The organism is Stenotrophomonas sp., from assembly GCF_032056425.1.
Lineage (GTDB): Bacteria > Pseudomonadota > Gammaproteobacteria > Xanthomonadales > Xanthomonadaceae > Stenotrophomonas.
This window is the reverse complement of the sequence record NZ_DAMBCN010000003.1, coordinates 1-14,508: the sequence shown is the minus strand read 5'-3', so window position 1 is coordinate 14,508 and position 14,508 is coordinate 1. Positions and strand designations below refer to the sequence as shown.

The 14,508-nt window shown below is 68.1% G+C and carries 9 protein-coding genes; all 9 read right to left on the bottom strand.

The window, feature by feature from the left end; genetic code table 11:
• Positions 1-91: 91 nt before the first annotated feature.
• Positions 92-4,519, bottom strand: coding sequence for a cellulose synthase subunit BcsC-related outer membrane protein (locus RTY46_RS02855; RefSeq protein WP_312706585.1), 4,428 nt, complete (start codon positions 4,517-4,519; stop codon positions 92-94).
• Positions 4,501-5,667 (bottom strand): cellulose synthase complex periplasmic endoglucanase BcsZ, encoded by a 1,167-nt coding sequence (gene bcsZ / locus RTY46_RS02850; RefSeq protein WP_312706584.1) that lies wholly within the window; start codon positions 5,665-5,667, stop codon positions 4,501-4,503. Before bcsZ ends, RTY46_RS02855 begins: the two co-directional genes overlap by 19 nt.
• Entirely contained in the window at positions 5,667-7,991 is a 2,325-nt protein-coding gene (bcsB, locus tag RTY46_RS02845; RefSeq protein WP_312706583.1) for a cellulose biosynthesis cyclic di-GMP-binding regulatory protein BcsB, read from the bottom strand. The genes bcsZ and bcsB overlap by 1 nt, the downstream gene beginning before the upstream one ends.
• Complete coding sequence (bcsA, locus tag RTY46_RS02840; RefSeq protein ID WP_312706582.1) at positions 7,988-10,138, bottom strand: UDP-forming cellulose synthase catalytic subunit; 2,151 nt, start codon at positions 10,136-10,138, stop codon at positions 7,988-7,990. Before bcsA ends, bcsB begins: the two co-directional genes overlap by 4 nt.
• An 87-nt stretch (positions 10,139-10,225) precedes the next feature.
• Positions 10,226-10,549 (bottom strand): hypothetical protein, encoded by a 324-nt coding sequence (locus RTY46_RS02835; RefSeq protein WP_312706581.1) that lies wholly within the window; start codon positions 10,547-10,549, stop codon positions 10,226-10,228.
• A 39-nt stretch (positions 10,550-10,588) separates the two neighbouring features.
• Positions 10,589-11,047 carry a cellulose synthase gene (locus RTY46_RS02830; RefSeq protein WP_312706580.1) on the bottom strand — a complete coding sequence of 153 codons (459 nt, stop codon included), beginning with the start codon at positions 11,045-11,047 and terminating at the stop codon, positions 10,589-10,591.
• A 215-nt stretch (positions 11,048-11,262) separates the two neighbouring features.
• Positions 11,263-12,444, bottom strand: coding sequence for a nicotinate phosphoribosyltransferase (pncB, locus tag RTY46_RS02825; protein WP_312706579.1), 1,182 nt, complete (start codon positions 12,442-12,444; stop codon positions 11,263-11,265).
• A 69-nt stretch (positions 12,445-12,513) separates the two neighbouring features.
• Positions 12,514-13,353 carry a glycosyltransferase family 2 protein gene (locus tag RTY46_RS02820; RefSeq protein ID WP_312706578.1) on the bottom strand — a complete coding sequence of 280 codons (840 nt, stop codon included), beginning with the start codon at positions 13,351-13,353 and terminating at the stop codon, positions 12,514-12,516.
• Entirely contained in the window at positions 13,350-14,204 is an 855-nt protein-coding gene (locus RTY46_RS02815; protein ID WP_312706577.1) for a glycosyltransferase, read from the bottom strand. Before RTY46_RS02815 ends, RTY46_RS02820 begins: the two co-directional genes overlap by 4 nt.
• Positions 14,205-14,508 lie beyond the last annotated feature (304 nt).

Sequence of the window (14,508 nt, the reverse complement as noted above, 5' to 3'; positions counted from 1 at the left end):
AACGGCTCCTGTGCAGGGCTGGCGTGACGGCAGGTATACCGCAACCCGCGCCGCGGCCGTGTACAGCACACGGCCGCGGCCTACCCGCGATTCACAGTCCGCTGGCGTAGGGCGAGCGCAGCACCTGCGGCCGGGTACCCAGTCCTGCGCCCAGGCGATCCAGCAGGAAGCGCAGGTAAAGCGTGGTGCCGAACTGCTGGTAATCGCGTGCGTTGTTAAGCTCCATGCGCCCCCCCAGGAAGAGCTGGCTGGACAACTGCCATTCGGCGGCAGCACTGAGGTTGTAGGACACACCGGTCTTGGTCTGGCCGGCGTAGACCGGGGCCACGTATGCGTCGGTCAGGCCCAGCAGGGCCGCCATCGACGCCGCGTCGTAGGCAGCCTGCTGCAGTGCTGGATCGGTCGGGAAGTAATCGGCGGCCTTTTCTTCGAAGTGCTGCACACCCACGCTGCCGTCGATCTGCCAAGCCAGACGCGCGCGCTCGTTGCGGCCGTTCCAGTGCACCGGGAAACCCACATCGACATAGCGCTGCGGGCTGAAGTAGCCACCGTGGCCGTAGGTGAAGCCGCTGAGGTTGCGCTTGTACTGCAGCGCGGTGATGTTCAACCCGGCAGTCAGCGACTGGTTGTCGGTTTCCAGCGCGTGTACGTACACGCCCAGGCCCAGTTCACTGCGCTCGTTGTTGGCTACGTTCTCGCCTTCCAGGCGGTGCCAGGACGCACTGGCGTAACCGCCCAGCAATCCGTTGTCGAGCGTGCCCCCCAGCTTGGCGCCGGTGGCGGTCACCCCGCCCCAACGCTGCCCGGTACGTTCGTCCTGCACGCCGGAAAACGCCAGCACGCTGTCGGTGACCGCGCGCCGCGACGCTTCGCCCGACCAGGTAAAGGTGTCGCCGATGCGGCCCTCATAGCCCGCACCACCCACCACCTGGCTCTGGTCGAAGCCCAGCGGCGAGCTGCCGATATCGGCACGGAAGCCCCCGCGCTGGTAACCCACGGAAATGCCCGCACCGGTTGCATCCTGCGCAGACAGCCGGCGTGCGCCGGCGGCATTGGCCACCATCGCGTACAACGTGTCCTGGAAGGTGATGGGGCTCTGCCCGGCGTTGGCACCGCTGGCCAGTGCCTTCAACTGTGCCTGTTCCTCAGGGGTCAGGCCGCGCGACAGGCCGCCGTTGTTCAGCAGCTGGCTGGCGATCTGGCTGATCGGCGTATTGGCGACATCACGCGACAGCAGGTACGACGGCAATGGATCGGCAAACAGCAGCGCCAGGGCGGCCGTCCGCCGCTCGGCGGCGGTCAGCGCGCCATCGGTCTGGTTGTACAGTTCCTGGTAGCGGCCATTGTCCAGCGCGCGTTCTTCGATCAGGTTGCGGGTGGCATTGCTCTCGCCGCGGGTCAGTAGGGTCTGGTACAGCGACGATCCCACCAGCGAATCCACGGGTGTCCGATCAGCGGCCAGGGCACCGGCCAGCGCAGCCTGCGGGCCCCCGCCGAAACGGCTGCCCGAAGCGTAGTCCGTATCCGGTCGGCCCGCATCCAGCACGGTGGGGGTGACCGCCACGATCAACTTGCCATCGCCCACGGCAAAACGCGCTTCCAGCGGCACCTGCAGGTCGTCCAGCTGACCCAGGCCCGGCTCACCGTCGCGGCTGCGGTAGCTGGCGCCGATCGCCACGCTGCTGCTGTTCTCCGCCTTCAGATCACGCAGCTCCGCCAGCACGCCCGTGTTGCCTGCACTCGCGACCGCCGATGCGGAACGTCGGGGGCGCACGGACTGGCCCGGCACCGGCAACGTCTCGACGCTGGCCTGGCCGCGCGCGGCCACCGGCTCAGGCAGGCCCGAGGCATCGAACAGCGCTTCGTGTGCGGCGCCGGAAAGGCGCGTGCCGGACGGCGCCGCGGCCAGCATTTCCACCGATGGCGGCAGCGCGGCATCGTCCCCTCGCAGTGCACGCGTCCCAACGCCACGGTTCAGGCCAGCGAACGGATTGAACGCGCCGGCGCCGCCGGCCAGTGCGGCGTTGCGCGAACGCGGCATGCCCGCATCGGCGTAGCCTGACTGGCGAGCAGATGCCGCCAACGATGCCTTGAAATAGCTTTCAGCACGACGGTTCTTGCCGGCCGCACGGTACACGCGGCCGGCGCCGGCCAGGACCTCCGGCGAATCCGGCGCCTTGGCCAGGGCCTGCTGCAGATAGGCTTCGGCGGTATCCATGTCGCGCAGCGATGCGGCACTGCCGGCCGCGGCCACCAGCGCATCGACATCGCCCGGGCTGCGCTGCAGTTGCTGCTGGTACAACGCCAACGCCTGCCCGTGGTCACCGGCAGCGGCGTACAGGCGCGCCAAGGCTGCGATGTTGCGCGGGTCATCCGGGTGCTCGGCCAGGGCCGGGGCCAGCACGCTGTAGGCGGCTTCCAGATTGCCCTGTTCGCGCAGCGCGTCCACCTGGCGCAGCACGTAGCCCGCGCGCAGGTCCTGCAGCCGGGCCTGCTGGGCGGCGTCCAGCGGCACCTGCCCGAGCTGCCGCAGTACCGCTGCCACTTCGCCATCGCGGCCGGCGCGCAGCAGCACCGATGCATACTGCAGACGTGCTTCGGCGCTGGGCGGATCGCCCTGCAGCAACGTGCGCGCCAGACTCATCGCGCGTTCGCTGCTGCCGATATCCGCATAGGCACCGGCCAGTGCTGCCACCAGTTCCGGATTCTGCGCCTGGCTGCCCAGCGCGGCCTCGGTGCGTGCGAGGAGCAACTGCGCTTCACCGGTGCGTTGGCGCTGGGCCAGGCTGCGCGCCTGCGCCCCCTGCGCCTGCACCAGCGCGACGGTGCGCAGTGCCTCGATGCTGGGCGTGCGTGCAGTGGCGGGCACCTGGTCCAGCAGCGCCAGCATCTGCGGCCACTGCTGCCGTTCCTGAGCGAACAGTGCCTGGGCCTGCAGTGATTCCACCGACGCGGCATCGCCCTGCCCGGCCAGCTCGGCCATTACCCGGTCAGCCTCGGCGGGCTGCCCCATGCGCCGGTACAGGCGCGCCAGCTCCAACCGCAGCCAAGGGTCGCTGGGCTGGGCCAGCAACGCGTCTTCCAGTTCCACCTGCGCCATCTGCAGGCTGCCGCCGGCAATGGCTTCCTGGGCACGGGCGCGGGCCAGGTTGGCGCGCAGGACCGCGCGCCCCCCCGCTTTTTCCTGCTGTGCCGGCGTCATCCGCTCCATCATGACCGCGGCTTCTTCGGCACGGCCCTGGCGGCCGAGCAGACCCACCAGGCCCTGCAGCGCACCTGCGTTGCCTGCATCCAGTTCCAGTGCCTTGCGATAGTTGCGTTCGGCCGCGGCCGGGTCGCTGGCTTCCTGCAACTGGGCCAGTGCCACATGGCCGGCAGGTTCCTTCGGCTGCAGCGCGATCACCTGCTGCACACGTGCAACGGCGTCGGCACCGGCCTGGCCCCGTACCTGCTGCAGGGTCAGCCAGTAGCGCGCACTGTCGGCGGCGCTGCGCCATTTGCCATCACGTGCGGCCGCCTGGCGCAGCAGCTCATTGGCTTCTTCGAAGCGCTCCTGGCGCAGCCGCACCGAACCCAGGCCCCCCAGCGCACCGGCATCGCGCGGGCGCGCACGCAGCACTTGGCTGAAGCGGCTTTCCGCCTGCGCCAGCTGGTTGTTGTCCAATGCACGGAAGCCTTCGCCCAGCAGCCGCTGGTTGGGATCAACGGGCGCGGCAGCGGTGCTGGCCTGTTCGCGCAGCTGCGCGGCCTTGGCGGCCACCTCGCGATCATTCGGCTGCGCGGCCAGGAAGGCCTGGTACAACGGCGCGTCGGCCGGCCCGCCATTGAGCCACAGCAGCGCCTGCCGCCACGCCGCGCGGGCGGGACCGCCAGTGTCCTGGCGCTGGCTGAGCGCGCTGAGCTGGGCGATGCCCTGGCGGCGGCTGGGTTCGCGGTAGGTCAGCACCTGGCCCAGCGCCAGCCGGGCCGACGGTGAATCGTTGCGGGCCACCAGTTTCTGCAGGCCGTCGCGGGCCCGGCTCCAGCCGTCCGGCGTACCGGCCAGAACCTGGTAATACTCCAGCGCCAGATCATCCGGCGGCGCACTACCGGCAAACGCGCGGTCGTAGCTGCGCACGGCCTCCACGTAACGCCCGGCAGCGGCGGCACTGCGCGCCGCCTGCAGCGGGTTGTCGGCGCCCGCCGCGGCGCCGCCCAGTGCCAGCCGCAGCCGGGCCGTCTGCGGTGCCTGCGGGTGGCGCTGCTGCAACTGTTGCAGGCGCTTCTGCGCGTCAGCACGGCGGCCCTGGTTGAGGTCGATCATGCCCAGGCCAAGAAGCGCGTCGGGCTGACTGGCATCGGTCGCCAACAGCTTGCGCCAGGTGTCGGCGGCCAGGTCCTCGCGGCCCTGGTCGTGCCAGTAGTTGCCCTGGTTGACCAGCTGCTGCACCGACGCGCTCTGCGCCCATGCCGGCGTGGTCAGTACGCACAGATCGATCAGCCCGACCAGGCACAGCGGCTTCAGGTGTTTGCGGAACATGGGGTACTCCAGGCAGGCAGCAGGCGCCCGTCGGCGGAAAAGCGGAAACGGCGGTCCATCCAGCCTTTGCCGAACAGGACCAGCACGCGTTCGTAGTAGTTCAGATCACCCGCGGCAGCCACGCGCGCCTGTTGCGAGCGCAGGGTTGCCGATTGCCCAAGGGCGGACAGATAGGGCAGCAGCGCTGCGGCAAAACCCACCGGCGCGGTGCCGTTGCCCACCCCACTGCGGACCTGGATCTTTTCGGCAAAACGCCCTTCTGCACGCAGCATCGCAGCCGGTCCTGACAGCGTCTGCAGCAGGCGGCGCCGCAACGGGTCGGCCGGATCGACCATGCCGGCCCACAGGTAGCAGCGGATCGCGTCGTAGCTGCCAATGTCGCCCTTGTCCGGTGCGGTCACGAAGGTCTTGCCGTTCCAGGCCTGCCAATCCGGCGCGAAACCCAGCGGCGCACCAGCTTCGAGCATGGCCACGCTGCGCTCGGCGATGCGCGCCCAGGGTCCCTTCGGATCGACCGCGGCGAAACGGCGCAGCACGAACAGCGGCAGATAGCTGGCATTGAGCGTCCAGCGCCCCTGGCCGATGAAACCGCTGCGCGCCGGCATCAGCATGCTGCCAAACCCGGGCAGCTCCGCCACTTCGGCCTGCTGCATCAGTGTCAGGATCTGCTTGCCCGATGCCTGCAGGCCTGGACGCTTCCACAGTCGTCCAGCCTCCAGCAGCGCGTAGGCGATCCACAACTCGCCGTCGGAGGCCGTGTTGGCATCCAGCACGCGATAGGCACCCGAAGGATCACGCCCCCACAGCCAAGCGGGCAGGTTCAGGTCCGGACGTCCGCCGCTCAGGTGGCGGCGGGTCCAGCCCAGCACACGGTCGAACAGCACCTGGTCGTTGTCGGCCAGCGCGAAGAACAACGCATAGGACTGCGATTCGGACGTACTGCGCAGATCGGCATTGAGGAAATCGATCACCCGCCCGTCGGCCTGGATATGGCGCTGCACGAAGCTGCGCCACTCGCGCCACGGACCTGCGCAACGCGGCAGGTTGACGGCCTGCGCGGCGGTGGGCAGCAGCGCCAGCGTGGCACTGGCAGCAAGCCAGTGCAGCAGACGCCGGCGGCCGGGATCCTGTGCAGCAGGCGTGCTCATCAGCCGCCACCCTGCGCCAGGCGCCGGCGTGCCTGCCAACGCAGCAGGACACGGGCCAGCAGTGCCAGCAACAGGCACGCCACGCCAACCAGCAGGCCCAGCCACAGCGGGTTGTGCGAGAAGTACCAGCGCAGCCAGGTCAGTGGCGGCAGTTCGCCTACATAGTAGGTCTGGTTGCCGGCCATGCTGCGCACCTTGGTACCGTGCAGCAGCACCGCACTGCCCTGGAAGCTGCGCAGCGTGTCCGGTTCGAACCAGGCATCGAACAGGCGCCCGACCCGGCTGGGATTGTCCGCCACGATGGCCACGACGCTGCGACCGGCCTGCAGCGGCGACTGGAACCCCAGCAGCACCACATCATCCGGGTCCGGACGCAGACCAACGTCGGCTACCGACGGCAGATCGGTCCGGCGTGCGTCGGGCGACAGGAAGCTGGGCAGATGCCGCGACAGCCAGTCCGACAGCGCGAACGTGCGTTGTTGCGCCCCCTCGCCGATGGGCATGTGCTGCGCCCACTGGCCGAACAACGGCTGGTTGTTGCGCGAGCCCAGCACCAGCAGATCCAGATCGGAATGTTCGGCTACTTCGGAAGCACGCAGGAAACGGTTGCCCAGCGCCGGATACCCGGTCGCGGCCCCCATGCGGCCCAGCACGGTCAACGCGTTGCTGACATCGTCGGCGCTGAAGCCGTCGGGCAGCACCACCGCCGATTCGGACAGGTCGGCCATGCGCGTGAATGGGAAGCCGGCATTGCCGAAGGCGGCCAGGTTGGGCATCGCCATGTAGTGGTGGAAGCCGCGAAGGTCGATCGTGGAATCGCCATCGATGGCCGCGGCGACGTCCGGGAAGGTGCTCTTGCATTCGGCGGCCTGCGGGCGGTCGAACGAGAAGTGGAAGCGCAGCTGGCTGGTGGAGGAGAACGGCCCGGTCGGCAGCATCACGTGCTGCTCGATGGGCATCTGCCCGCGCGTCTTCAACTGGTTCCACAAGCGACCCGGCGTGCTTTCCGCACGCGGCAGGCCATTCAGCGGCAGCGTCGTGACGAAGGCGTCGTTGATGTTGATGTTCAGCGCCGAATGATCGGCGCCTTCGGGCAGGGTGTAGCGGTAGCGCAGGTTCAGCGGGATGCCCTGCTTCTGCCAGACGAACAGATCCGGCGGCAACTGCAGGCCGATGCGGATCAGGTCGGGATGGTAGCCAGTGACATTCAGTTCGCTGCTGCGGCTGACCAGTTCATCCATGCGCACCGGACGATCGCTGGGAATCCAGTTCGGCGCGTCATAGGGCTTGCGGGTGGCAGCCGGCTTGAAGCTGCTGATGGTCGCGCTGGCGCCGGACAGCGGCGCCCCCAGGGCCAACGCGGAGGCCGCCGTGCGCAGCTCGGCGTCGTCACGGCCCAGCACCAGCAACAGCTTGCTGCCCGGATCACTGGGGTGGTTCACCACCGCCACCGTGGGGCCGGCGACATCGGGCAGGTTGAGGCCCGGAATGCTGGCACCCCGGGTGGCCATCACCACCGCATTGCCCTGCAGTGGCAGCGTGTCCGGGCTGGCGCTGAAACGCGCGCCCCGATACCCGGCCAGGGCACCGAACCACGACGACACGATGCCAGCGGCCTGCAGCGTACCGGCCGAGGGCTGGCCCGCGTAGACAAAGGGCAGCTCAAGGCGCCGGGTATCGCGCGCGTCGAAGAACGGCACCGGCAGCAACGACAGATCGTTGTTCAGCTCCAGCGGCAGCCAGCCCAGCTGCAGGTAGCTGCCCGCATCGATGTTGGCCCACAGGCTGCTGTGGTCGGGGTCTTCGCACTCACGGGTGTAGTGGCCGATCAACTGCAGGTTGATGCGGTTGTAATCGATGATCATCCGCGGATCGATGTCGATGTCGCGCTCGATCAGGCGCCCGGCCTGTGCGGTGTCCACCGGCAGCGTCGCCACGGTCACATCGTTCACCGTGACCCGCAGGTGGGACAGGTCCGGCAGCAACGCCGGCGAATAGCTGTACTTCAGGTGCAGCGAGGCGCGGTCAACGACCTGGTCGTTGCGCACCGAAAACGGGATGCCCGCCGTTCCCTGCACGCCACGCAGCGTGACTTCGTAGTCGATGCCCAACTGCTTCAGCGTCGACCGGCTCTGCCGCAGGCTGGCCGGTGCCGGCAGCAGGGACGCCACGGGGGCCGGCCCTGCCATGGCCGCATCGGTGCCGGGTGCAACCGGCGCGGGCGCCGTCGGCACATCCTGCGCCTGCACCGCCATCCACGGCAGCGCCAGAGCAAAGGCAGCAACGGCAACGCCGGGGCGAAGGCCGAGAACACGACGGGTCATGCGGAATCTCCGTTACGCGGGGCAGCGGCGTCGGTACGACGGCCGGCAGTAGTAATGAACCGGCCCAGGCGGTGGAAACCGCGCAGGCTGGCCTTGAAAACATCGCCGAATGAACGCAGCAGGGTGTCGCGGTCATGCCGGCCCCACAGCTGCACCCAGATATCGGCGCGCGCGAAGGTGCAGGTCACCAGCCACCGCTCCTGCTCCAGGTCCAGCGGCAGGAACTGCAGACTGACGCCTTGTGCATCGCGGTCGTGCCGGATCACCACCGGCAGCCGCCTGCTGCGGTTGCGGTTGCTGATTTCGATTTCGGCCTCGGTACCCGGTTGCAGGGGTTCGGGCTGGTCCAGGCGGATGGCCATGCCGCCGGTCGAGAAATTCAGGGTACGGCTGTGCAGCGCGCGCCCGTCGGCCAGGTGCAGCACCACCGGCAGTGACAGCGGCACGCGGTGCGAGCGCCGCACCTGCTTCTGCTCGCCGGACGTGGCGATCACCGCCCCAAGCATGATGGTGTTGTAGGCCGTCCAGCCCAGGTTCAACCAGATGGTATTGCTCTCGCCACCGGTATCGGCCATCACCAGGCGCACCACACCCACGGCGATGCCGATGATGTTCAACAGCAGCAGCAACAGGTAGGGACGGGCGATCTGCGCGTCGAAGTAGCTGCGCTCGACCAGGCCGCCCTTGGCGGTGACGTTGAACTTGCCCAGCCGCGGATTGATCACCGCCATCAGCGTGGGGCGCAGGATGTACCAGGCCAGGGTGGTTTCGTACACCTCGTTCCACAGCAGGTGGCGGTGGCGGCCCTGCACGCGCACGTTGGTCAGGTTGGCCTGGAGGATGTGCGGCAGTGCATAGGAAAGGATCATCAGCGCCGAGGCGTGGATGACATGTGCGCCGAAGAACAGATAGGCCAGCGGTGCGGTCAGGAAGATGATGCGCGGCAGGCCGTAGAAGAAGTGCAGCATCGCGTTGGTGTAGCAGATGCGCTGCACCAGCCGCAGGCCCTTGGTCAGGATCGGGTTGTCCACGCGCAGGATCTGCGCCATGCCACGTGCCCAGCGGATACGCTGGCCGACGTGCGCCGACAGGCTCTCGGTGGCCAGGCCGGCCGCCTGCGGAATGGGAATGTAGGCGCTGCGCCAGCCCTGCTTGTGCAGGCGGATGGCCGTGTGCGCATCCTCGGTCACCGTCTCCACTGCCACGCCGCCAATGGCTTCCAGCGGCGCGCGGCGGATCACCGTGCATGAGCCGCAGAAGAACGTGGCATCCCACAGGTCGTTGCCATCCTGCAGCAGCCCGTAGAACAGCTCACCTTCATTGGGCACCTTGCCGAACGTGCCCAGGTTGCGCTCGAAGGGGTCGGCCGAGAAGAAATAGTGCGGCGTCTGCACCACCGCCAGCTTCGCATCGCGCAGGAAGCCCCCCATCGACATCTGCAGGAACGACCGGGTGGGAACGTGGTCGCAATCGAACACAGCAACGAACTCGCCGTGGGTCTTTTTCAGCGCGGCATTGATGTTGCCGGCCTTGGCGTGGTTGTTGTTGGTACGGGTGACGTAGTGCACGCCGACCTGTTCACAGAACTCGCGGAAATCGTCGCGGCGGCCGTCATCAAGCAGATAGATGTTGAGCTTGTCAGCCGGCCAGTCCAGCACCGTCGCCGCCAGCACGGTGGTGCGCACCACCGACAGTGGCTCGTTGTAGGTCGGAATGAAGACATCCACGCTTGGCCACAGCGCGCGGTTGTCCGGCAGCGGTACCGGGGCGCGGTTCAGCGGCCACGCCACCTGGAAATAGCCCAGCACCAGCACCACGTATGCGTAGATCTCGGCCAGTACCAGACCCGACCCCAGCACCAGATCGACCACATTGCCAAAACCCAGCGTCTCGGTCAGCCGCCACCACATGTAACGGGTGGACATGACCAGCGACAGGCCCATGAGCACCAGCGGCACCAGGCGGCCTTCGCGGTTGCGCAGGCACAGCGCGATGCCGAACACCACCGCAGAGAACAGCAACTGATGCACCACATCCAGGGGCACGGTCGCCACGAAAGCCATCAGGGCCACGGCGCCGGCCACCAACGCAGCCAGACTCAGCCGTGCCAGGAAGCGGCCCGGGGGTACTGCGGAAACTGCGCTCATGCGGATTCATTCCAGCCGCGCGGGCGCGGCATCATACGGGGGGAGGAAGCAGCGGCGCCCTGCCCGGTGGGGGGCGTGCGGCGGGGGTCAGCGCTGGCGCAGGCGGGCCAATGGGCTTGCCGTTGCAGTGGGCAGCGGCACCTGGGCCAGGCGCAGGAACAACTGCTGCAGCGGCGTGGTTGCGGCCAGCTCATCCTGCGCCGGCGCGGGCGGCGCAACGGGGTCTGGCATGGCCGCCGACGGAACCGGCACCTCCACCGCCCTGGCTGGATTCAGCGCCTGCGGCGCCGGCAGCGGTGCGAGGTCGTCCACCGCTTCGGAAAAATCGTGGTAACTCCCCGACCCGGCGTTGGCGCCCAGCCGCTTGAACAGTCCGGCGACATCGTCGTGGCCGGCAAAATCAACAGGCATTGGAATGGTTCTCTGAAAGCATGGACAGGAACTTCGAACTCAACTTACCCGTGCCAGCACGTAGCAGGACACGTCGGCCGACCCGCCCGCCGCAGGTTGCACATCCAGCGCAGGCAGCATGCCGGCCTGGCTGAACCATTGGCGGTACACCCCCTGCAGGAACGCAGGCGCCCAGCCTGCCTGGCCCGCCAGCAGTGCGGTCAGCGGCGCGGCCAGGTGTTCGATGCGCACGCCGTCGCCCTGGTCCTGGAACCGCACCTGGCCCCAGGTCAGAGTCGACCAGAGCACGTTCGCAGACGTCTCCAGGTCTTCCAGCGAGACGGCCTGCGGCAACGGGTGAGCCCGCGCAAAACGCTCGCCGATCCGTGCCATCAGCCGGGCCAGGTCGGCCTCGGGCAAGGCCTCCATGAACTCTTCAGCCATGGCCAGCACGAACCCCCGCCACTGGGACGAACACGCCTGCAGGCGATAGTGATCCAACAACTCAAGTGCACTCATGCATGTTCCCGGACAGCGAGGCGCCGCAGGCAGATGCCTGTTCAGGCCTGCCAGCAGTCAAAAGTGTGATCGATGCCTCACTGATTGTGGCACATCAAGGGGGGGATTGCACCGTCGGGCAATCCGCAACCCCATGGATTCATTGGCTATTTTTGAAACAGTTTGGACTGATAGGATCGTGATGCTTTTCACGGTTGACTGGTCGCCCGCTGTTTTCAGGCCTCGGCGGGAAGCTCAAACACCTGGCGCAGATAGGCCAGGTAACCGGGGTCGTCGCACATGCTCTTGCCCGGTGAATCGCTGAGCTTGGCCACCGGCTGGCCATTGCAGCGGACCATCTTGATGACGATGTTGAGCGGGGTCGGGCCAAGATCGTTGGTCAGGTGCGTACCGACCCCGAACGCCACCTGGCAGCGACCGCGGAAGTAGTCGTACAGGCGCATGACCTTGGTGATATCCAGGCCATCGCTGAATACCAGTACCTTGCTGCGCGCATCCACGCGGCGCTGCTGGAAATGGGCCAGCATGCGGTCGCCCCAGTCGAACGGGTCACCCGAGTCATGGCGCACGCCGTCAAACAGCTTGCAGAAGTACATGTCGAAGTCGCGCAGGAACGCGTCCAGGCCGACCACGTCGGAGAGCGCGATGCCCAGGTCCCCGCGGTACTCGCGTGCCCACGATTCCAGCGCGGTCACCTGCGAATCGCGCAGGCGCGGCCCCAGTGCCTGGAATGCCTGCAGATACTCGTGGGCCATGGTGCCGTGCGGGGTCATGCCGTACAGCCGGGCGAAGTGCACGTTGCTGGTGCCCACCAGCTGCGGGCCCAGCGCATCGCGCAGCAAGGGCAGCAGGCGCGCATGCCAATCGCGCGAGTAGCGGCGTCGGCTGCCGTAATCGGCAATGCGGCACTGCTCGAAGCCCGGGGTGTCGCGCAACAGCGCGGCCTTGGCCTGCAGGCGGCGCTCGCCCTCGGCGAAATCGGCGGTGGTGGTGTTGCGGAACCAGACTTCGTTGATGATGGCCAGCAGTGGCACTTCAAACAGGATGGTGTGCAGCCAGGGCCCGGTGATGTCCAGGTCGATCTCGCCTGGCACGGTCTGCGACGGCCGCAGCCGGATGTACTTGCGGTCCAGGTGGAACAGGCCGAGGAAATCGGCGAAGTCCGGCTTCACGAAGCGCAGGCCACGCATGTAGTCCAGCTCTGCATCGGTGAAGCGCAGGCTGCACAGGTGGTCGATTTCCTCGTCGATCTGGTCGATGTAGCGCGCCAGGTCGATGCCGGGGTTGCGGCACTTGAACCGGTACTGCACCTGGGCGCCGGGGTACTGGTGCAGCACCGCCTGCATCATGGTGAACTTGTACAGGTCGGTGTCGAGCAGGGACTGGATGATGGCCATGCCGCCATTATGCGCCCGATGGGGTGAATCGCGTTCCCGTATCGTGGGGAGCGCGCCCCAACCCGGCGGTCACAACGCCTTGCGCAGCAGCCTCGGCACCAGCATCAGCGCATGCGCCCAGATCGCGCCCCATACCATCACCCGCACCGGCCACGAACGCTGCTTCGCCTCGAACTTGCTGAAGTAACGCCACAGGCCGCGGTGCTTGTGCCATTCCACGAAGAACGGCCGCGAGCGGCTGGAGACCCCACGCACATGGGTGACCTGCAGATCGTTGGCGATGGCCACTACCCCGCCGGCATCGCGCACGCGGCGGCACAGGTCCAGGTCTTCGGCATGCAGGCGGTATCCCGCATCCCAGCCACCGATGCGGTCGAACAGGGAACGCGGCATCAACAGCAGCGCGCCAGACAGCGCCGGTACCCGCTGCAGGGTCTGCTGCCGATCGCGCGGGATGGCCAGCCGCCCACCACGGCCGGGCGAGCGCAGCATGGCCAGGAAGTCGGGATCGCGCCGGCGCACCGCTTCATCGGCGTGGCCCTGCTCGTCCACTTGTTCGACGCCCAGCAGGGCATCACCGACAGCCGCGGCATGCTCGCGCAGGGCGGCCAGGGTATCGGGCTCGACCATCAGGTCCGGGTTGATGAAGGCCAGCCAGGGGCTGTGTGAATCGGCCACGCCCTGGTTGTTGGCCGCAGCGAACCCGGGGTTGTCCGGATTGCCGATGAAGCGCACGCGCGCATCGTGGCTGGCGTGGCGCTGGATGATATCCAGCGTGTCGTCCTGCGAGCCGTTGTCGATCACCCGGATCTCGGCCACGTCCTGCGCCTGGCGAAGCCGCGACAGGCACGCGTCGATGGTGCTGCCGCTCTGGTAGGTCACAACGATGGCGGCGATGGCGGACTTCAAGCGGGCGACTCCGGCGGCGATGGCTGCGCGAACAGATCACCCTGCCCGCGCGGCATTATCGCCTGCTGCAGGTGCTGTTGCAGATCCTGGCGCAATGCGTGCAGCGGGTCATGCATCAGGAAGTCGGCCAATCGTGGCATCCAGCCGGGCCAGCGCGTCGCCAGTGCATCCAGGTCCCCCTCGCGGCTGGGCGCTTCGCCGGCGCGACTGACAAAGGCGTTCTCGCACAGCACGTTGCGCCACCCCAGGCCGGCCATGCGCAGGCTCAGGTCCACCAGCGCGGCGTTCCAGCCCAGGTAGCTGTCCACGTCCAGGCCACCGGCACGGCGGCGGGCATTGCCACGCACCAGCACCGCATGGGTCACGGCCGAAGGCAGTTCCGGATGCAGGCTGGGCAGGGTGGCACAGGTATGGGCCAACACTGCCGGATCGAGCGGCGCCGGGTTGATCTCGCCCAGCCGCGGCCACGCCGCGGTTTCGCCGGCGTTGCACCACGGCGTAGCGGTGGCGATAGCGGCATCGCGGGCGAAGCAGGCCTGCAGCTGCTGCAGCCAGCCCGGCGCCGGCACGCAGTCGGGGGCCAGCACGGCCACATCCAGGCCCTCGCAGGCACGCAGCATTTCATCCAGGTGGGCGACCTCGCCCAGTGGCCGCGCGCGGCGCGTGTATTCGGCCTGCAGCGGGGTGTGCGCCAACCAGTGTTCAACCACGGCCTGCGCACGCGGCCCGGCCTGTGCATCGTCGGCCAACCAGACGGCGGTGCCGGGTGCCGTACCGGCATCCAGCGCGGCCAGGCAGCGGTCCAGCACGGCATCGTCCACGCCCAGCGGCAACAACACGATCGCCCCCATCCCGCCTCCGTGGTTGTCGTTGCGCGAAGGGTAGCACTGGCCGGGTTGCACCCGGCACCCGCAGAAACCAGAGCCGGAGCCGGAGCAACAGCAGAAGCTGGGTTGCTGGGGGTTGGCGGGGTGGGTCCGGTTGCGGGGGACGCCGTAAATCCCCCTCCGGGGCCCGGCCCAGCCGCTGGCGGCTGTGCGTTCGGGCGCTTGCGAAGCAGTGCTTCGCCAGCAAAGCGCCCTCACCCCTGTAGGCTCGGCCGCGGCTTGCTCGTGTGCGCTTTCCTGCGCACACGGCAAGACCGGGGTTGGGCGT